Annotated in this window: 19 protein-coding genes; 11 read left to right on the plus strand and 8 right to left on the minus strand. The window is 73.0% G+C overall.

Features of this window, described 5'->3' with window-relative positions; translation table 11 throughout:
- Positions 1-2 precede the first annotated feature (2 nt).
- Complete coding sequence (locus Nocox_RS03515; RefSeq protein ID WP_020544712.1) at positions 3-857, plus strand: PHP domain-containing protein; 855 nt, start codon at positions 3-5, stop codon at positions 855-857.
- Here Nocox_RS03515 and Nocox_RS03520 read toward each other — a convergent pair.
- Positions 854-1,477, minus strand: a complete 624-nt coding sequence (locus Nocox_RS03520) for a dienelactone hydrolase family protein (RefSeq protein WP_020544711.1) — start codon at positions 1,475-1,477, stop codon at positions 854-856. The two genes, Nocox_RS03515 and Nocox_RS03520, sit on opposite strands and share 4 nt — an antisense overlap.
- Before the next feature lie 227 nt (positions 1,478-1,704).
- Between Nocox_RS03520 and Nocox_RS03525 the strand changes: the two genes are divergently transcribed.
- Positions 1,705-2,259, plus strand: a complete 555-nt coding sequence (locus Nocox_RS03525; protein WP_033409856.1) for a TetR/AcrR family transcriptional regulator — start codon at positions 1,705-1,707, stop codon at positions 2,257-2,259.
- On the opposite strand, the gene Nocox_RS03530 is transcribed toward Nocox_RS03525, so the two are convergent.
- The 3 genes from Nocox_RS03530 to Nocox_RS03540 all read right to left on the minus strand — a co-directional run bounded on the left by Nocox_RS03530 (position 2,260) and on the right by Nocox_RS03540 (position 6,997).
- Complete coding sequence (locus Nocox_RS03530) at positions 2,260-2,646, minus strand: hypothetical protein (protein WP_157383194.1); 387 nt, start codon at positions 2,644-2,646, stop codon at positions 2,260-2,262.
- 103 nt (positions 2,647-2,749) lie between these two features.
- Positions 2,750-6,190, minus strand: coding sequence for a tetratricopeptide repeat protein (locus Nocox_RS03535; RefSeq protein ID WP_020544708.1), 3,441 nt, complete (start codon positions 6,188-6,190; stop codon positions 2,750-2,752).
- A 114-nt stretch (positions 6,191-6,304) separates the two neighbouring features.
- The gene (locus Nocox_RS03540) at positions 6,305-6,997 is read right to left on the minus strand and encodes a response regulator transcription factor (RefSeq protein ID WP_020544707.1); all 693 of its coding nucleotides are present in this window, start codon (positions 6,995-6,997) and stop codon (positions 6,305-6,307) included.
- 175 nt (positions 6,998-7,172) lie between these two features.
- Here Nocox_RS03540 and Nocox_RS03545 point away from each other — a divergent pair, with 175 nt between their 5' ends.
- The 7 genes from Nocox_RS03545 to Nocox_RS03575 all read left to right on the plus strand — a co-directional run bounded on the left by Nocox_RS03545 (position 7,173) and on the right by Nocox_RS03575 (position 11,501).
- Positions 7,173-7,424: a MoaD/ThiS family protein gene (locus Nocox_RS03545; protein WP_026214649.1), complete on the plus strand. Its 252-nt coding sequence runs from the start codon at positions 7,173-7,175 to the stop codon at positions 7,422-7,424.
- 70 nt (positions 7,425-7,494) lie between these two features.
- Positions 7,495-8,160, plus strand: coding sequence for an LmeA family phospholipid-binding protein (locus tag Nocox_RS03550; protein WP_020544705.1), 666 nt, complete (start codon positions 7,495-7,497; stop codon positions 8,158-8,160).
- A gap of 37 nt (positions 8,161-8,197) precedes the next feature.
- Positions 8,198-8,710 (plus strand): sigma-70 family RNA polymerase sigma factor, encoded by a 513-nt coding sequence (locus tag Nocox_RS03555; RefSeq protein ID WP_020544704.1) that lies wholly within the window; start codon positions 8,198-8,200, stop codon positions 8,708-8,710.
- A complete protein-coding gene (locus tag Nocox_RS03560) occupies positions 8,710-9,561 on the plus strand; it encodes an anti-sigma factor family protein (protein WP_020544703.1) in 852 nt (283 codons plus the stop codon). Before Nocox_RS03555 ends, Nocox_RS03560 begins: the two co-directional genes overlap by 1 nt.
- Before the next feature lie 45 nt (positions 9,562-9,606).
- Positions 9,607-9,951, plus strand: a complete 345-nt coding sequence (locus tag Nocox_RS03565; RefSeq protein ID WP_026214648.1) for a TlpA family protein disulfide reductase — start codon at positions 9,607-9,609, stop codon at positions 9,949-9,951.
- Positions 9,952-10,362: 411 nt separating this feature from the next.
- A complete protein-coding gene (locus tag Nocox_RS03570) occupies positions 10,363-11,202 on the plus strand; it encodes a sulfurtransferase (protein WP_020544701.1) in 840 nt (279 codons plus the stop codon).
- Entirely contained in the window at positions 11,202-11,501 is a 300-nt protein-coding gene (locus tag Nocox_RS03575) for a DUF1416 domain-containing protein (protein WP_033409853.1), read from the plus strand. The genes Nocox_RS03570 and Nocox_RS03575 overlap by 1 nt, the downstream gene beginning before the upstream one ends.
- A gap of 52 nt (positions 11,502-11,553) precedes the next feature.
- On the opposite strand, the gene Nocox_RS03580 is transcribed toward Nocox_RS03575, so the two are convergent.
- The gene (locus Nocox_RS03580; protein ID WP_020544699.1) at positions 11,554-12,102 is read right to left on the minus strand and encodes a helix-turn-helix domain-containing protein; all 549 of its coding nucleotides are present in this window, start codon (positions 12,100-12,102) and stop codon (positions 11,554-11,556) included.
- Positions 12,103-12,229: 127 nt separating this feature from the next.
- Here Nocox_RS03580 and Nocox_RS03585 point away from each other — a divergent pair, with 127 nt between their 5' ends.
- Positions 12,230-13,525: a hypothetical protein gene (locus Nocox_RS03585; protein ID WP_157383192.1), complete on the plus strand. Its 1,296-nt coding sequence runs from the start codon at positions 12,230-12,232 to the stop codon at positions 13,523-13,525.
- Here Nocox_RS03585 and Nocox_RS03590 read toward each other — a convergent pair.
- Genes Nocox_RS03590 through Nocox_RS03600 form a run of 3 tightly spaced genes read right to left on the minus strand, consistent with a single transcriptional unit; the run spans position 13,512 to position 15,800 of the window.
- On the minus strand, positions 13,512-14,486 hold the full coding sequence (locus Nocox_RS03590) for a hypothetical protein (RefSeq protein WP_026214647.1): 975 nt from the start codon (positions 14,484-14,486) through the stop codon (positions 13,512-13,514). The two genes, Nocox_RS03585 and Nocox_RS03590, sit on opposite strands and share 14 nt — an antisense overlap.
- A 7-nt stretch (positions 14,487-14,493) precedes the next feature.
- Complete coding sequence (locus Nocox_RS03595; protein WP_020544697.1) at positions 14,494-15,141, minus strand: hypothetical protein; 648 nt, start codon at positions 15,139-15,141, stop codon at positions 14,494-14,496.
- Positions 15,138-15,800 (minus strand): hypothetical protein, encoded by a 663-nt coding sequence (locus tag Nocox_RS03600; RefSeq protein WP_157383191.1) that lies wholly within the window; start codon positions 15,798-15,800, stop codon positions 15,138-15,140. The genes Nocox_RS03595 and Nocox_RS03600 overlap by 4 nt, the downstream gene beginning before the upstream one ends.
- A gap of 168 nt (positions 15,801-15,968) precedes the next feature.
- Here Nocox_RS03600 and Nocox_RS03605 point away from each other — a divergent pair, with 168 nt between their 5' ends.
- Positions 15,969-17,921: a hypothetical protein gene (locus Nocox_RS03605; protein WP_033409850.1), complete on the plus strand. Its 1,953-nt coding sequence runs from the start codon at positions 15,969-15,971 to the stop codon at positions 17,919-17,921.
- Positions 17,922-17,975 lie beyond the last annotated feature (54 nt).

Consider the following 17,975-nt stretch of genomic DNA (forward strand, 5'->3'; position numbering starts at 1 on the left):
GCATGCGCATCGACCTGCACAGCCACAGCAGCGCCTCCGACGGCACGCAGCCGCCGGCCGACGTCGTGCGCCGGGCCCGCGAGCGCGGCCTCGACGTGCTCGCGCTGACCGACCACGACACCGTCGCCGGGCACCGGGAGGCGGCCGCCGCGCTGCCCGGCGGGCTGACGCTGGTGCCCGGCATGGAGCTGTCCTGCCGCCGCGGCGAGCAGGGACTCCACCTGCTCGCCTACCTCTTCGACCCGGCCGAGCCCGAGCTGCGCGCCGAGTGCGTACGCCTCAGGGAGGCCCGCGAGACCCGCGCGCGGCTGACCGTCGAGCGGCTGGCCGAGCTGGGCGTGCCGGTGACCTGGGCGCAGGTGGCCGAGCTGGCGGCGGGCGGCCCGGTCGGGAGGCCGCACATCGCCCGCGCCATGGTCGCCGCCGAGGCGATCGCCGCTCCCGACCTGGCGTTCACGCCGGAGTGGATCGGCACGGGCGGGCGGGCGCACGTCTCCCGCTACGCGCTCGACCCCGGACGGGCGGTCCGGCTCGTACGGGCCGCGGGCGGCGTCCCGGTCCTGGCGCATCCCAGGGCCGCCAGGCGCGGCCCGGCCGTGCCCGACGAGTGGATCGCCGAGCTGGCCGAGGCCGGGCTGTTCGGGGTGGAGGCCGACCATCTCGACCACGACGGGCCCGCCCGCGCCCGGCTGCGCGGCCTGGCCGGCGAGCTGGGCCTCGCGGTGACCGGCTCCAGCGACGACCACGGCGAGTTGACCGGCCACCGTCTCGGCTGCGAGACCACCGGCCCCGAGGTCTACGAACGCCTCCTCGCCGAGGCCACCGGCGCCGCCCCGATCGGCGCGCGGCCCGGCTAGGCGGGCGCGCGGCCCGGGCGGGGCGCCGCGAAGTGTGTGACGAACCAGTCGCGGGCGAGGTCCGCGACGGCGTCCAGCGCGCCGGGCTCCTCGAACAGGTGCGTCGCGCCGGGCACGACCGTGAGGCGGTTCTCGGCCCGCAGCCGTTGCTGGGCCTCCTGGTTCAGCTCGATCACGATCGGATCCCTGCCGCCCACGATGAGCAGCGTGGGCGCGCGCACCGCCGCCAGCCGCGGCCCGGCCAGGTCGGGCCGGCCGCCGCGCGAGACGACCGCGGCGATGTCGTTGCCCGGCTGGGCCGCCGCCCAGAGCGCCGCCGCCGCGCCGGTGCTGGCCCCGAAGTAGCCGATCGGCAGGCCGGCCGCGTCGGGGTGCTCCCGAGCCTCGCGGGTGCGTTCCAGCAGGCGTTCGGCCAGCAGGCCGATGTCGAACACGTTCGCCCGGTCGGCCTCCTCCTCGGGCGTCAGCAGGTCGAACAGCAGCGTCGCCAGCCCGGCCTCGTTGAGCGCGCCGGCGACGTACCGGTTGCGCGGGCTGTGCCGGCTGCTGCCGCTGCCGTGCGCGAACATCACCAGCCCCTGAGCGGCGTCAGGGACGACCAGATCACCCTCCACGGACACACGCAACACCTCCCCCCGTCAAGGGCCGCTACCCCGGCAGGCCCCCTCTACCCTCCCGCCCCCGCTGGTGACCTGGGACGCCCTGGGGGAAACTGCTCGCCGACCCCGCCGTCCCCTACGTCGACACGCTGGACTACGCGACCTGCACGAGGGCGCCCGGATTCGTGCTGGAGTGTACTGTGCGGACGGCCATCCCGTTCGTCCGAGGAGCCGGAGCGGAGCGCCGTATGAGCAGGCCGTTGCGGGCCGACGCCCGGCGCAACAGGGCGCGCGTCCTGGAGGTGGCGGCCGAGACGTTCGCCGCCGAGGGCCTGTCGGTGCCCGTGCACGAGATCGCCCGCCGCGCGGGGGTGGGCACCGGCACCGTCAGCAGGCACTTCCCGACGAAGGAGTCGCTGTTCCAGGCGATCCTGCTGGACGCCATGGAGCAGCTCGTCCGGCACGCGGACGAGCTGGCCGCCGCCGAGGAGCCGGGCGAGGCGTTCTTCGCGTTCTTCGCGCGCGTGGCCGAGACCGGCGCCGCCAACCGCGGCCTGGTGGACGCCCTGGCCGGTGCCGGGTTCGACGTCGAGGCGGTGACCGCCGACGGCCGCTACGACGTCATGGGCGCCTGGCGCGGGCTGCTGGAGGCGGCGCAGCGGGCGGGCGCGGTCCGCCCCGACGTCGAGCTGGCCGACGTCAAGGCCCTGCTCAACGCCTGCGTCGCCCGCGAGCGGCCCGGCCCTGACCCGGTGGCCCGTGCCCGCATGCTGGCCGTCGTCCGCGCCGGCCTGCGCCCCTGATCATCGGCGCAGCAGCAGCGCGGTCACGAACTGGAGCAGGTGCCAGGCGCCGTACGCCCCCGCCGCCCAGAACGCCCACTCCTTGCCCCGCCGGATCCTGGAGACCCAGCGCAGCTGCTCCACGGGCTCCCCGCGGGCGCGCAGCGTCCTGGTCACCAGGTAGGCGGCGTTCAGCCAGGCGAACCCGGAGACCAGGAGCAGCCCGGCCGAGAGCCCGAGCAGCAGCTCGGCCCCGCCGGGCACCTCCCACGGCACCTGTCTCACCCAGGCGGCGGCCACGCCCGCGAGCAGCGCGAGGGTGATCCGCCGGTCCGTACGGGCCTGCCGCTTGAGCCACCGTAGGTCACCGCGCCGTAGCTGGTTCTGTCGTGGCTGGTTCCTGAGCATCCGGATCACCTCCGCTGGTGGGGACGAAGCCTCCAGCGAACACGAGGCCGCCGCCGAAGATCTGCGACCTCACCGCCCGGATTTCCCTACTTTCATCGGCGATTCACGACAAATACCGGAGTTCTTCCGCCACCCGGTCCGCCTCCTGCACGTCCCCGACCTCCTCCAGCGTCCGCGCCGCCTCCGTCAGGCACGCGACGGCCGCGTCCCGGTCGCCGAGCCGCGCCGAGACCAGCCCGAGCGCCCGCAGCGCGCAGCCGAGGTCCCGCCGCGTGCCGCACTCCTGGTGCACGTCCCTGGCCTGCCGCGCCAGCTCCAGCGCCTCCGCCGGCCGGTCCAGGTCGAGCAGGATCAGCGCCAGGGCGGTGAGCGCCGCCGCCCACCGGTCGCGGCTGCCGGCGGCCCGCTGCAGCGCGACCGCCTCCGTCGCCGGGCCGAGCGCCTCCGCAGGCCGGCCCGCCGCGTGCCTGGCCTGCGCGACCGACAGCAGCGCGCTGGCCCTGTTGTCGCCCAGCTCCTCCCTGATCGCCAGCGACGCCCGCGCCGCCCGCAGCGCGGAGGCGTGCCGGCCGAGCGACAGGTACGTGTACGCCAGCGTCTCCTGCACGTCCGCCTCGGCCCGCCGGTTGCCGGTGCCCTGCACGATGTCCAGGGCCTCCAGCGCGTACACGAACGCCACCTGCGGCTGCCCCTGCCGCCGCCGCACCCGGGCCAGCCGGTTGAGCGTCCGGGCCTCGCCCGGCGCGTCGTGGATCACCCTGCTGATCGCCAGCGCCTGGTGGAGATAGTCGTCGGCGCGCAGGTAGTCGGCCAGCCGCCAGTACACGAGCCCGATGTCGGCCAGCGTCTCGGCTTTCCCCTGCTCGTGGTGGAGCTCCACCTGCACCGTGAGCGCCTGCTCGTAGCAGGCCAGGGCCTCGTCGTACCGGGAGCCGTTGCGGGCGACGCGGCCGAGCGCGCACAGGGCCCGGCCGCTGCCGTGGTGGTCGCCGGCGGCGGTGTAGCCGGCCAGCGCCCGCTCGGCGTCGCGCCGGGCGTCGTGCGGCAGGCGCAGCAGGTCGTAGATCTCGGCCAGGCAGAGCAGGGTCTCGGCCTCGGCCTGCTCGTCGCCCAGCTCCTGGCAGATCGACAGCGCCTCCAGGCCCTCCGACAGGGCCGCCTCCGGCTCGCCCAGGTCGCGCTGGACGCGGGCCAGCAGGATGAGGCTCTGCGCGGTGCCGCGCCGGTCGCCCAGCTCCGCGCGTACGGCGAGGGCCTGGCGGGCGTACGTGCGCGCCGGCTCGTAACGCTCCTGCGACAGGTGCAGCCGGGACAGCGTGTGCAGGCAGGCCGCCACGCCGGGCCGGTCGCCGATCTCGCCGTACAGGTCCAGGGCCTCGCCGGCGCGGCGGAGCGCGTCCTCGACCTTGCCCGCGATGCCGTACACCTCGGCCAGGTCGATGAGCGCGCGGGCCCGGCCGACGTCGTCGCCGAGCGAGGTGTGGTCGGCGAGCGCCTCGCCGATGAAGCGGGCGGCGAGCGTGGACGGGCCGATGTCGCGGTGGATGGAGCCGAGGTTGCCGCGCATGAGCGCGATCGCCCGCCGGTTGCCGATCTGCAGGGCGGAGGTGAGGCCGGACTGCTGGATCTCCAGGTTGTTCTCGTAGAAGCTGAGCCGGCGGAACGGCGCGAACACGGCCTCGGCCAGCCGCCACGCCATCCCGTACGCGCCGCTCTCCTCGGCCAGCCGTACGGCCGACACCAGCGAGCGCCGCTCGGCCTCGAACCACTCGCGCGGCGTCGCGGGATCGCCGGCGACCGCCAGGTAGTGGTCGAGCAGCCGCGCCCGCGCCTCGCGCACGCCCGCCTCCGCGTGCCGGCCCAGCTCCCTGGCCAGCCGCTTGACCAGGTCGTGCACCCGGTAGCGCGGCCCCGGCAGCGGCTCCACCAGGTACGCCCGGTGCAGCCCCTCGACGGCCGCGACGGCCTCTGCCACCGGCACTCCCAGCGCGGCGGCCAGCACCTGCGGGGTGAAGTCGCGCCCCGGCAGCAGCCCCACGTGCCGGAAGGCCCGCCGCTGGGCCGGGCTCAGCGACTCGTACGCGAGGTCGAGCGCCGACCGGAACGCCTCCTCCGGATCGCCCACCAGCACGCGGCCGGGCCGGCGCAGCTCCGATATCCGCTCCTCGACGCTCATGCCGGGGTTCTCGGCCAGCTTGGCGGCCGAGATCCGCAGCGCGAACGGATGGTAGGAGCACACCCGGGCCAGCTCGGCGAGCGCGTCCCGGCCGGCCGCCCGCGGCGAGCCGTTCCCGAGCACCCCCACCAGCAGCGCGACCGCGTTGCCCGGGTCGAGCACGGGCAGGTCCATGAGGTCGGCGTGGCCGGTCGCGCGCAGCGGCGCCATCCGGGTGCGGCTGGTCACCAGCACCACGCAGTCCTTGCCGCCCGGCAGCAGCGGGCGCACCTGGGCGGCGTCGGCGGCGTTGTCGAGGATGAGCAGCAGTCTGCGCCCGGCGGTCCTGGTGCGGTAGAGCAGCATGAGCTCGGCCTCGTCGGCGGCGGGCTCGCCGACGCCGAGCGAACGCAGGATCTGGCCGAGCGCCTCGACCGCGCTCATCGGCGGCTGGCTGGGCGACTGCCCGCGCAGGTCGATGACGATCTGGCCGTCGGGGAAGCGGCCGGCGTGCAGGTGCCCCCAGTGCGTGACCAGCGCGGTCTTGCCGACGCCGGGCAGGCCCTGGACGACCATGGTGCTGGTGCGGCGGGGCCGGTCCAGCCAGGCGGTGAGCAGGTCGAGGCTCTGCTGGCGGCCGGTGAAGTCGGGTACGTCGGCGGGGAGCTGGCGGGGTTTCGGCAGCTCGCCGACCGGCAGCGGCTCCGCGGGCGCGCCCGGCCGGGTCAGGAACGGGGTCACCCGGCCGGTGAACGGCGCCGACAGGTGTTCCCAGTCGCCGGCGGCGGCCCGCAGCGCGGGCGGGTCCTCCACGCGCAGCCGCCGGTAGCCGGGGCGGACCAGCCAGCCGCGCCGCGTCCACTGCTGGAGCCGGCGCTGCACCACGTCGGGCGAGCTGCCGACCAGGTCGGCCAGGGTCTCCATGGACAGCGGCGGCGCCGACTCCGAGGCGAGCCCGTACCGCTCGTCGAGGTGCAGCAGCCACACCGCGAGCCGGACGGCGACGGGGGCGCGGGCCAGGGCCTCGTGCCGGCGGGCGGCGACGTGCCTGGTGAACAGCTCCTGCACCAGCGCGGTCGCGACGGCGGGGCTGGCGGCGGCGTGCTCGCGCAGCCGCCGCAGGTCGATCGGCCAGGCCCGCAGCTCGGTCAGCGCGTCCACCCTGACCCGTTCGGCGGGGCTCCAGAAGGCCAGCTCGCCGATGAGGTCGCCGTCGCCGCGCAGGTCGTGGAGGGACTCGCGGTCGCCGCCCGGGGTGTATTCGCGGGCGTAGCCGTAGTCGATGACGTAGACGTGGTGAGGGGCCCGCAACGGGGAGCAGACGGTCTCGTTACGCCGGAACACGCGCGGCCGGACGCCCTCGTCCACCAGCGACCTGAACGACTGCACCCCGACACCACCCATCGTCGGACGGCGGTGTCCTCGGCCTGACACTTGCTGAACGGATTGACCACCAATGTGTCACATCAGGCGGCCCCGCTGTCAATGCCGGGAGATCTGCCCTCACACGGCGGCGGTGTCGCTCCGGTCGGGGACGAAGCGGTAGCCGACGTTGCGGACCGTTCCGATCAGGGACTCGTACTCGGTGCCGAGCTTGGCGCGCAGCCGCCGGACGTGCACGTCGACCGTGCGGGTGCCGCCGAAGTAGTCGTAGCCCCAGACCTCCTGGAGGAGCTGGGCGCGGGTGAAGACCCGGCCCGGGTGCTGCGCGAGGTATTTCAGCAGCTCGAACTCCTTGAAGGTGAGGTCGAGCACCCGGCCGCGCAGTCGTGCGGTGTAGGTGGCCTCGTCGATGGACAGGTCGCCGCTGCGGATCTCGTCGGGCACGTCCTCGGCGGCGGCCTGGTTGATGCGGCCGGTCGCCATGCGCAGCCGCGCCTCGACCTCGGCCGGGCCGGCGCTGTCGAGGAGGACGTCGTCGACGCCCCACTCGGCGGTCATGGCGGCGAGGCCGCCCTCGGTGACGATCACCAGCAGCGGGCAGTCGATGCCGGTGGTGCGGATCAGCCGGCACAGGCTCTTGGCCTGGACGAGCTCCCTGCGCGCGTCCACGATGACGGCGTCGGCGGGGGGCGTGTCGATGAGCGCGGACGCCTCTGCGGGCGCCACGCGGACCGAGTGGAGCAGCAACCCCAGTGCCGGGAGCACCTCGGACGACGGCTCGAGGGCGTTGGTCAGCAGGAGCAGGTTGCTCATTACGGCCTCCTCAAACACGCAAGGACCCGGGGGCTACGTCGCCCAGGTCCTGTGAGTGAGGATATCCCACGAGTAAGACCCGTCCATTGCGGGTCCAGCAAGTGAACAGCGCGTCTCTTGAAACAACCTTGTTAAGGACGGCGCACAATGGTCCGGTAAGGATTGTGAGGATCAAATGGCCACTGGAAAAATACGGTATTGGGCGGCGGCCAAGGAAGCGGCAGGTGTCGCCGAGGAGCCGTTCGAGGCGGTCACGCTCGGTGAGCTGATGACGAAAATCACAGCGGGCCGGGCGGAGCTGGAGAGGGTGGTGCGGCGCTGCTCGTTCCTGGTCGACGGAGCCCCGGTGGGCAGGCGCCCGCACGACGAGGTCACGCTCGGCGACGGCGTCACCGTCGAGGTGCTGCCGCCTTTCGCCGGCGGGTGATCATCCGCTTCGTGGGGGAATGAGAGGTTCTGATCGATAGGCTCGTACCCCCGCCTGCACAGGGAGCCCCATGCGCAAGCTGATCGTTTTCCTGATCGTGCTGGTCATTCTCCTTGTCGCCGTCGACCGCGTCGCGGCCGCAGGGGTCGAGCGCGACCTCTCCAACCGCCTCGCGGCCGCCGCCGACCTCTCCGGCACGCCCACGGTCACCATCGAGGGCATCCCCTTCCTCACCCAGGCCGTCAGCGGGCGCTATCCCGAGGTGCGGTTCGACCTCGGCACGCTCACCTACGGCGGCGTGCCGGTGAAGAACCTGCGGGGCGCCGCCTACGACGTGACCGCGCCGCTCGCCGACGTCCTGCAGAACAGGGCCGACATCCGGGCCGGCCGCCTCACCGTCAGCGGCACCCTCACCAGGGCCACGATCGACAAGTACGCCCCCCGAGGCGTCAAGATCGGCGGCAACGGGGAGCGGCTCACCGCGTCGGGCGAGGTGACGGTGGGGGCGAACAAGGTGAAGTTCGACGCCGAGCTGCGGGTCCAGGTGACCGACGGGCAGATCAGGCTGCAGGCCGAGAAGATCGAGGGCGTGCCCGCCGCGCTCGCGCAGTTCGTCTCGTACTCGATCCCGTTCGAGGGCGAGCTGCCCTTCGACGTGAAGGTGACCGGGGTCAGGAGCGTGCCCGACGGATTGGAGTTCACCGCCGAAGCGTCTGACGTGCCGCTCCGTGGATGAGCCTGAACCGATCCGCCCCGCCGTACGTGATGAGGGCGTGAGCGCAGCCGGGACCGCCGACGAGGAACTCGTGAGGACCCTCTTCGACGAGCACGCGGGGCCGCTCTACGGCTACGTGCTGCGACTGACCGGCGACTCGGGAAGGGCGGAGGACGTGGTGCAGGAGACGCTGCTGCGGGCCTGGCGCCATCCCGACGCGCTCACCGACCGGCCGATCAGGGCGTGGCTGTTCACGGTGGCCCGTAACCTCGTGGTGGACCAGCACCGCGCCAGGAAGGCCAGGCCGCCGGAGATCAGCGACGAGGCGCTCACCGTCGTGCCGGCCGAGGACGAGCTGGAGCGCGCCGTCGAGTCGTGGGCGGTGGCCGAGGCGCTGGCGGCGCTGCGGCCCGAGCACCGCGAGGTGCTGATGGAGGTCTACTACCGGGGGCGATCGGTGAAGGAGGCGTCGGCCACGCTGGGCATTCCGCCGGGGACGGTCAAGTCGCGCACCTACTACGCGCTGCGCGCGCTCAAGCTCGCTCTGGAGGAGCGGGGGCTGGCGCCGTGATGACCTGCGAGGAGGTGCGGATGTCCCTGGGGGTGCGGGCGCTCGGCGCGCTCGACCCCGAGGAGGCGCTGGAAGTGGACCGCCACCTGGCGACGTGCGAGGCGTGCGCCGCCGAACTGCTGGAGCTGGAGGACGTCACCTCGTTCCTCGGCAAGGTGTCGGAGCGGGACGTCGAGCTGGTCGCCAGCCCGCCGCGCCGGGTGCTGGACCGGCTGCTCGACGACCGCGCCCGGCGCAGCAGGCGCGGCCGGATGCTGCTGCTGTCGGCCGCGTCCGTCGCGGCGCTGGTGGCCGGCGGCGCGGTCTGGACGGCCGTGACCGGCGGCGGGCCGCAACCGATCACGGCGAGCGCGCCGGAGCGGGAGACCGCCTCCGACTCAGCCGCCTCCGCCTCCGACCCGGCGGCCTCCGCGGCCGAGCAGCCCGCGCCGCTCTCCGACCCGAACGGCGAGCAGACCGGCGACCTGGGCGCGACCGCCGAGCGCAACGCCCTCCCCAGCCCGTCCGCCTACCCCACGAAGCAGCGGAAGCAGGCGGTGGCGGGCCCCGAGTTCACCGGCGAGAACGCCGCCGACGGCTACCACGCCACGATCCTGGCCTGGCCCGCGGACGACGGCGCCGAACTGGCCGTGAGCCTGCGCGGCGTGCCGGCCGGCACCTCCTGCCGGGTCCGCGTCGTGGGCGCGGGCGGGCGGCGGGACGTCACGGACGGCTGGGTCGTCGGCGGCCAGGAGGAGCGAGACGCCTTCAAGACCACGACCGCGCTGCCGCTCGCCGGCATCGTCCGCTTCGACGTGCTCGACGACCGCACGGGAGAGGTGCTGGTCCGGGTCAGGGTGCCCGGGAGGTAGGCGGAGGGCGGGAAGCAATCGCGGGCCGCGCCGGTTGCACGTGGCGTGACGGGTTCGTTGTCCGAGGGGGACCTCGGGGCCGCCCTCGGCGAGCGGGCGACGCTGGTGCAGTTCTCCACCGCGTTCTGCCAGCCGTGCCGGGCGACCAGGCGGGTGCTCGCCGACGTGAGCGCGCTCGTGCCCGGCGTGCGGCACGTCGAGGTGGACGCGGAGTCCCGGCTCGACCTGGTGCGCCGGCTCGGCGTCACCGCGACGCCGACGGTGCTCGTGCTCGACGGCGCCGGACGGATCGTCAGGCGGGCCGCCGGGCAGCCGCGCAAGGCCGACGTCCTGGTGGCGCTCGCGGGGGCGTTGATCCCCGAACCGTCTCATCAACCGGACGAGATGTGACAGATGGCGAGACGCCGAGTAGTGTCTTGGCTATGACCCCTTCGACAGAGCTGCTCACGAAGCGGCGCGCGGTTGATTTCTGCCGCGTGGCCACCGCGCTCTGTCGCGCTGCCTGAGGACGATCTAGCGCGGATCACCGGATCCGCCCCAATCGACCCTTCAGGAGCATCCCGCGATGCGTGCCGTCTTTCCACCGTCGCGCCTCCGTGCGCCGATCACGACCCCGACCGTCGCCCTCGTCACCCTGACGGGGCGCTTCCGGGTGCCTGCGGCGGCGTGTGACCCGCGGGAGCTCCCCACGAAGATCCTCAACGCAGCCTCGGGATCCAGCCCCTCGGGATCCAGCCTCGGCTGCGCCACGTACCCGCATATTCGCCGTCTACTGCCCGCCGCCAACATGGAGGTTTCCCAATGAGCCGCTCCGCCGCACTGGTGGACGCCGACTGGGTCGAGGCCAACCTCGACACGCCCGGAGTCGTCTTCGTCGAGGTCGACGAGGACGTCAGCGCCTACGACAGCGGCCACATCCGTGGCGCTGTGAAGATCGACTGGCAGACGGACCTGCAGGACCCGGTCCGCCGCGACTTCGTGGACAAGACCGGTTTCGAGGCCCTGCTGTCCGACCGAGGCATCTCCAACGACGACACCGTGGTGCTGTACGGCGGCAACAACAACTGGTTCGCCGCCTACGCCTACTGGTACTTCAAGCTCTACGGCCACGAGAACGTCAAGCTGCTCGACGGCGGGCGCAAGAAGTGGGAGCTCGACTCGCGCGAGCTGGTCAAGGACGTCCCCGAGCGGCCCAAGACCCAATACGTCGCCCAGGAGCAGGACTCCTCCATCCGCGCCTTCCGCGACGACGTGGTCAACGCCATCGGCAAGCTCAACCTGGTCGACGTGCGCTCGCCCGACGAGTTCACCGGCAAGCTGCTGGCCCCGGCCCACCTTCCGCAGGAGGCGGCGCAGCGCGGCGGCCACGTGCCGACGGCCCGCAACATCCCGTGGTCCAAGGCGGCCAACGACGACGGCACCTTCAAGTCCGACGACGCTCTGCGCACCCTCTACCAGGACGCGGGCGTCGACTTCGGCAAGGACACCATCGCCTACTGCCGCATCGGCGAGCGGTCGGCGCACACCTGGTTCGTGCTGCACGAGATCCTCGGCCAGGCGAACGTGAAGAACTACGACGGTTCGTGGACCGAGTACGGCTCGCTCGTGGGCGTGCCGATCGAGCTGGGGGAGGCCCGCTGATGAGCGCACAGGGTTGCGGAGCGCCGGAGCAGACCGTGGCGCTGCCCGCCGGCATCGATCTGTCCAACCAGGCCGTGATCCAGGGCGTGGTGACCGGCGCGAGCACCGCCTACGCCCGCCTGCTCGACCGCTCCGGCGAGTTCACCGGCGAGGTCGTGGTGTCCGAGGACGGCGTCTTCCGCTTCTTCGCCGCCCCCGGCGACTGGACCGTCCGCATCATCGCGGGCGGCGGCGTCACCAGGGACGTGCAGGTGGAGGCCAGGCTGGGCGAGGTCGCCCAGCTCGCGGTCGCCGTCTGAATCTCTTCGGGCAAGGGCCCGCGCCGGTCTCCGGCGCGGGCCCTTCCGCGTGTCAGGGCTTGACCGGGTAGCGCATGAGCAGCGTGGCCCGGACGAGGTCGGGGCCGTGCGCCCGGTAGCCGTGGATCACGTCGGAGCGCCAGGAGATGTGGTCGCCCGGGCCGGCCGTCAGCGGCTCCTTGAGCGGCCCGGCGCTGAGCGTGCCGGTGAAGACCGTCACGTGCTCGGTGACGCCTTCGTGGTGGGCGGGGCTGGTCTGGGTGAGGCCGGGCGGCACGCGCACCCGGTAGAGCTCGTAGATGACGCGGTCGTCCTCGAAGACTTCCAGCAGTTCGGCCTCCATGGCCGTGCCGCGCATGATCTGCGGCTCGGGCGGCGGTTCGAGTATGGCCCCGATCGGCACGCCGAGCTGGGCGGTGATGGCCCAGAGCGTTTCGAGCGTCGGGCTGCGGACGCCCGACTCGACGCCGGAGAGCGCGTCCTTGCCGATGCCGGCCCGGTCGGCGAGCTCGGAGATGGAGACGCCGCGCTCCTGACGCAGCCGCCGCAGCCGATCTCCCACCGCGCGAGGGTCGGTGTCGAACGCGGGGAGCGGTTCCATGCGCTCATGCTCCACCCGTGGAGCCCGGCTGCGTACGGGGGACTAGCGAGTTGTCACCCGGCCGCGGGCCGTCACGTTTCCGAGGTTGCTGCTGCGACACAAGGGACAGGCCGCTACGATTCCACAGATGTCCGGTTCGACAGGCGTGATGGCACCGTCCGGGCCGACGCCGGCTCAGCGGATGCCGTCGCCGTACTCGCTGCCCCTGCACGCGCTGCGGCTGGCGGGGAAGTGCGCGCTGCCCCTGATCCTCTGGTTCGCCGCCGGCGAGGCGGCCCGCTACGCGCTCCTCTACGGCGCCAGCGAGGTCGCCTACGGCGAATGGCGCCAGGTCCGCCTGGTCCTCGTCATGACGCTGCTCACGTTCATCGTCCTGACCGCGATGGTGGTCACCACCGGCATGCTGCACGCGCTGCGCGGCGCGCTCTGGGAGATGCGCGCCAGGGCCGGGGAGGGCATGGCGGAGGAGCCGTTCTTCCGCGCCCTCGACCGGGTCGCGCCCGCCTTCGCCGTCCTCTACCTCGCCTGGGGCTTCCAGATCGAGGACGCCAGGGACGTCTACCAGATGGACATGTTCCACCACATCGACGAGCAGATGACGGCGTCGTGGTTCGGCGAGAGCACCGACGTCGGGCGCGGGCTCGTCGACCTCGACTGGCGCGTCTCGCTCGGCGCGATGGTCGTCACCTTCGGGCTGAAGTGGCTCTTCGCCAAGGCCGTGGAGAAGGGCAGGAGCGGCTTCTACGGGTTCCTGGGCGCCTTCTCCGAGTTCGCGTTCGTCTTCTACGGGCTGAACGCCACCGTGGCCTTCGCCGACGCCCGCGCCGAGTGGGTGGAGCACCGCAGCGTCGTCGCGGGCACCGAGGAGGTCCTGTCCTCGGCGAAGGAGACCGTCCCGGTCTGGGCCGCGATCACCGACGGGTTCGGCGACGTCTGGCCGCTGTTCATCGACGCCGTCGCCGTGCCGCTGGCCTGGCTCACCGTGGCGATGCTCGTCTTCGGCGCCTACTCCGACGAGACCCGCGTCCTGGTCAAGGGGACCCGGCTGGAGAAGGGCGTGGAGCGGCTGGAGGGCAGCCACGACCTCACCCAGAAGTCGTTCGACCGGCTCACCAGCGGCTTCAGGGACCGCTGGCTGCCGCTCGCGAACTCGCTGCGGCTCGTGTTCAGGAGCGGCTTCCCGCTGTTCGGCATGATGTGCCTGTGCTACGTGGCGCTCTCGGTGGGCGGCGAGCACGCGCAGCGCGCCGTGGTGGGGCTCTTCGGCTCCCGCGAGGAATGGGTGTGGGTCTACCAGGACGTACCGCTGATCTTCGTGCGCGAGACGGTCGTGACCGTGCTGACGATGGCGCTGCTGGCGGCGACGTACGATCTGGCCGCCACCCGGGCGCGGCTGCGCGGCCTGCCGCTCACCGACGTCTGAACCGCAGCACGTACACGTCCACGCCCAGCGCCTCCATCTTCTCCCGGTCGAACAGGTCCTCCGTCGGGGTGTCCGAGCGGTAGTTGCTCGGCTCGAACGACAGCTCGACCTCGTCCGCCACGGCCGTCGGGACGATCGCCAGGCCCTGGATCCGGTAGTCCCTGCCCACCTCCAGCCGTTCCAGCGGGCGGTCGCCGACGGGCTCGATCGGGACCGTCCACTCGCGGCCGGCCCGGTCCGTGAACTTCACGTTGTTCGGCTCGGCGATCATGGTGGCGGCGGCCGCGTCCACGACCCTCTTGGTGATGTCGACCTTCATCCAGGTCACGTCGGGGCCGTGCTTGTTGCCCTCGGGGGGCTTCGTCGGGGCGACGGCGACCCGCCACTCGGTGTCGTACGCCTTGCCGGGCTGCCCTGCGGGGACGACGGTCTCGATGTGGTTCATGCCGCGGGTGATCTGCTGCTCGTAGAAGGCGTGGGTGTCGTACAGGTTGACCGCGACGGTGAGCAGCGAGACCGCCACGGCGGCGCCGGCGACGAGGAGGCGGCGGCGCGGCTTCCCGGCTCCAGCGGCGTGCTGTCCGGCGTGCTGTCCGGTGGGCGCGGGCTGGGGCGGGAGGCCCTGGGGCGGCCACGGCCGGGCGGCCGGGGCGCCGGGGACGACCGGGATGGGCTGCGTCGAGCTTCCCTGCTGCCGGGCGGCCGGCGGCCACACCTGCTGGTCCGGATGCGGGGCCCGCACCGGCGGCCTGGCCTGCCGGGTGTCGTACGGCGCCCCCTGCCATCCGCTCGGCGGCGCGGGAGCGCCCGCAGGGGGGCTGGGAGGCCGTGGCACGGCATGGCGGGGGCCCGGCGGCCGGGCGTGCTGCCCGGTGTAGCCCTCGGGGGCCGGGACCCAGCCCTGCTGCGGCGGCTGCGGCTGCTGCTCCGGCGAGAACCAGTCACGCTCGTTCGTGCTCATGCGGCGATCACTTCTTGACGGTCGGGTAGACGTCCTGGGCCGAGGCCACGAGCTTGCGCGCGCCCTCGTCGTCCAGACCGAGGTCGATCTCCACCTGCGGCTGGTAGGGCTCCACCACCACGCCCTGCTGCGGCAGGCTGAACAGCGCGCTCGCCCCCGGCAGCGCCGACGCCGGCACCTCGAAGTAGAACCGGCCGCGCACCCAGATGTCCGGCTGCACGAAGGTGTTCGACAGCGTGACGGCCCTGTCCACCCGGTCGCTCGCCTCGAAGCGCTTGCCGTCGGCGGTGACCAGCATGGGCATCGCCAGATGGTACGGCTTCAGACTCGACTTGGCGGAGACGGCGAGGACGAGGAAGACGTGGTCCGTGGCGAGGGTCTTGGACGAGCCCTGGAGGGCCTTCGCGGCGGCGATCGAGTCGAGCCGGAGGGTGAACCGGCGGGCGTCGACGTCCTCGCCCTTGGAGCCGGTGTAGACGATCGGGCCGGAGACCTCGGTCTGCCCCAGTTTGAGCGTCTGCAGGCCCATCGCGCCCGCGATCAGCAGCACCCCGGCCGCCGCGGCGAGCAGCCGCGGGCCGAGACCGGGGCGGCGGCCGGCCGGCGGCCCGCCGGGCGCGGCGAGCGCGGTGGCGCGGGGCTCGGTGGCGGTCACGCGCCGGCCTCCTGCCTGACGGGCAACGTCACCCGGGCCTTGATCTCGGGGAGGAACTTCTCGCCGACCTGCTCGGACACCATCTCCCACTGGGGGGCGGCGTTGAGGAAGCTGGTCCCCTCCTCGAAGGAGGCGACGTCGATGGTGACCTTGTCCGGCGGCCGCTCGCCCGCCTTGAGCCGGTACCTGACGACGACCTGCGTCGGGACGTCCGGCTGGAGCTGCTGCGACTCGTCGCCCTTGAGCAGCGCGAACGTGAACGGCCCCGACTCCTTGGAGAAGGCGGGGCTGATCCTGACGAGCGAGCCCGCGAAGCTGGTGAGCGCGAACGCCCGCTCGGGCTGCTCGGGCGGCATCCCGACCCTGGCGGTCTCGTCGGTCTTGTTGGTGACGTCGAAGACGAGCTCGACGAAGCGCTTGTCGTCGTCGAAGGAGAACTCGGCCTTCTCCACCTTCACCCGCGACTCGACGAACTTGGTCATGTACATGCCCTGGTCCAGCACCGCCCCCTGGCCGAGCGGCTTCGGGGCGTCGGGAGCCTCGTCGAGCCCGCCCAGCAGGGCGATGATGCCGAGGGCGGTGAGCGCCACCAGGGCGATGGCGGGGACCACCACCGGACGTCCCTGCCTCTCACCGCCGCCGCCGGAGGGTTCCGTCATGGGTATGGATGGTAATAGGTATCGCTTGTACCATCTGCCGCATTGCTCCCATCGCTTCGGCCGAATTGCCGCGAAACTCTGCCGTTCCGGGGGTTGAAGCTCTTACGCTGTTCCGAGGCGGGAAAGGGCGACCCGACATTGGGAGAACGATCGCGGCCGGAGGGTCACGTGACAGACGTGCATCCCGAGCATGCCCAGCTTCAGGCTGATCGCATCTACCTGGGCTGGCAGTACCTCCTGCTGCACCCCGATCCAGGACCCCCGCCCAAACGACCCTCACCGGCCTCTCCGGGCGAGGAGCCCGCCGCCACCGGGCCCGACGCCGCCCAGGCCGAGGCGGGCCGGCGCGAGCGGATGCAGGAGGACATGCTCAACCAGCCGGTCCGGCTGTTCCGCGTGTTCGCGCTCGTGCTGAGCGTGCTGATCCTGGCCGTGGCCGTCGCGGGCTACCTCGACTGGTCGTTCGCGCTCCTCGGGCTGGTGGCGGCCGGCGGCGTGGCGGCCATCTGCACCTTCGCCCTCATGCAGGGCGACCGTGCGGTCCGCTACCGCGTGCTGGAGCAGCAGGCGAGGGACCAGCGCCGGCGTCAGGAACGTGACAAGGAGCTGTTCAAGGCCCAGGAGGAGCACGCCAGGCGCTACCGCGAGTGGCAGGAGCAGAAGGACCGCCACGACCGCCAGCTCAGCTGGTACGCCGTCGCCGTCCCCGACGAGATCGACCGCGTCGACGTCGCGGGCGGCACCCTGCCCGGCTGGTCCGCGCTGATCACGCTGCTCGGCGCCACCCGCCTCTACAGCGGCGGCCACCTCACCGTGCTCGACCTGTCCGAGGGCGCCATCGCCAAGGACCTCATCGAGCTGGCCCGCAAGGGCGGCGACGACCCCCTCGTGTGGGTGCTGCCGGTCGACCTGCCCAAGCTCGACCTCGGCGCGACGCTCAAGCCGGAGGCGTTCGCGGACGTCCTCGCGCACGTGGTCAGCGTCAGCGAGGAGCACCGCACCACCCGCGACCTCAGCTTCGACAACGCCATCCTGGAGCGGGTGCTGGAGGTCCTCGGCGAGAACGCCACCATCAGCCAGGTCACGGCCGCCCTCAGGGCGCTCGCGCAGGTCGGCGACCCGCGCGACGACCTGCGCTTCGGGCTGCTCACCGCCACCCAGCTCGAACGCATCGGCACGCTCTTCGGGCGTGGCGTCAGCGACCGCGTGGTGATCGAGCGGGCCTGGGCCCTGGAGTCCCAGCTCCGCAAGCTGGAGACGCTCGGCACCGAGGCCGTGCGGCTGCCGCCGGCCCGGCTGCGGGTGGTGAGCATGGACCGGCAGGCGGGGGTGTTCGGCAACCGGGTGCTCGGCACGTACGTCGCCACCGCGCTCACCCACATCCTGCGCCAGTCGCCCGCCTCCGACCGGCCCTGGTACCACACGATCATCGTGGCCGGCGCGGACAAGCTCAGGGGCGACGTGCTCGACCGGCTGATGGACGCCTGCGAGACCTCGCGCACCGGGCTCGTCCTCACCTACCGCTCGCTCACCCCCACCGTGCGCGAACGGCTCGGCCGCGGGCACGCGGCGGTGGCGTTCATGCGGCTCGGCAACGCCGAGGACGCCCGCGTCGCGAGCGAGCACGTCGGCACCGAGCACCGGCTGGAGCTGGCCCAGCTCACCGAGACCATCAGCGCGTCGCTGCCCGGCCTGGACGGCGGCTACACCTCCACCGTCTCCCAGGTGGACGACGAGCGGGAGCTGCGCGAGGAGAGCCCCGCCGACCTCGCCGAGGACATCACCGAGTCCACCGAGTGGGGCCGCACCGCCGACAAGATCTCCGAGAAGGAGCGCGTGCTCCAGCGCTCGCGCGAGTTCCTGGTCGAGCCGCACGAGCTCCAGCAGCTCCCCACGACCTCCGTCATCGTCACCGACGCCACGGCCAGCGGCCGGAGGGTCCGCCTCGCCGACGCCAATCCCGCCATCCTCACCTTCCCCAAGACCACGCTCGGCCAGCTGGAGGACGTGCGCGAGGCCGTGCTGGCGCTCGACCCCCACGGCGCCGACGGGGAGGAGGAGCCGCCGCCCAACCTCGGACCACCCCCGCCACGGCTCGACTGGCGAAAGGGCCGGGCATGACCGGGTAATGACATGGTCAATGTCAAGGTGACGAGCTGGCGGTTGCTGGAATTT

Origin of the sequence: Nonomuraea coxensis DSM 45129, from assembly GCF_019397265.1 — a bacterium.
GTDB lineage: Bacteria > Actinomycetota > Actinomycetes > Streptosporangiales > Streptosporangiaceae > Nonomuraea > Nonomuraea coxensis.

Coding starts and splice junctions, on each gene's coding strand:
- Nocox_RS03545 (WP_026214649.1), top strand. CDS start 7,173: ATGGCCACTGGAAAAATACGGTATTGGGCGGCGGCCAAGGAAGCGGCA.
- Nocox_RS03540 (WP_020544707.1), bottom strand. CDS start 6,997: ATGAGCAACCTGCTCCTGCTGACCAACGCCCTCGAGCCGTCGTCCGAG.
- Nocox_RS03525 (WP_033409856.1), top strand. CDS start 1,705: ATGAGCAGGCCGTTGCGGGCCGACGCCCGGCGCAACAGGGCGCGCGTC.
- Nocox_RS03575 (WP_033409853.1), top strand. CDS start 11,202: ATGAGCGCACAGGGTTGCGGAGCGCCGGAGCAGACCGTGGCGCTGCCC.
- Nocox_RS03580 (WP_020544699.1), bottom strand. CDS start 12,102: ATGGAACCGCTCCCCGCGTTCGACACCGACCCTCGCGCGGTGGGAGAT.
- Nocox_RS03560 (WP_020544703.1), top strand. CDS start 8,710: ATGACCTGCGAGGAGGTGCGGATGTCCCTGGGGGTGCGGGCGCTCGGC.
- Nocox_RS03570 (WP_020544701.1), top strand. CDS start 10,363: ATGAGCCGCTCCGCCGCACTGGTGGACGCCGACTGGGTCGAGGCCAAC.
- Nocox_RS03550 (WP_020544705.1), top strand. CDS start 7,495: ATGCGCAAGCTGATCGTTTTCCTGATCGTGCTGGTCATTCTCCTTGTC.
- Nocox_RS03600 (WP_157383191.1), bottom strand. CDS start 15,800: ATGACGGAACCCTCCGGCGGCGGCGGTGAGAGGCAGGGACGTCCGGTG.
- Nocox_RS03530 (WP_157383194.1), bottom strand. CDS start 2,646: ATGCTCAGGAACCAGCCACGACAGAACCAGCTACGGCGCGGTGACCTA.
- Nocox_RS03590 (WP_026214647.1), bottom strand. CDS start 14,486: ATGAGCACGAACGAGCGTGACTGGTTCTCGCCGGAGCAGCAGCCGCAG.
- Nocox_RS03515 (WP_020544712.1), top strand. CDS start 3: ATGCGCATCGACCTGCACAGCCACAGCAGCGCCTCCGACGGCACGCAG.
- Nocox_RS03585 (WP_157383192.1), top strand. CDS start 12,230: ATGTCCGGTTCGACAGGCGTGATGGCACCGTCCGGGCCGACGCCGGCT.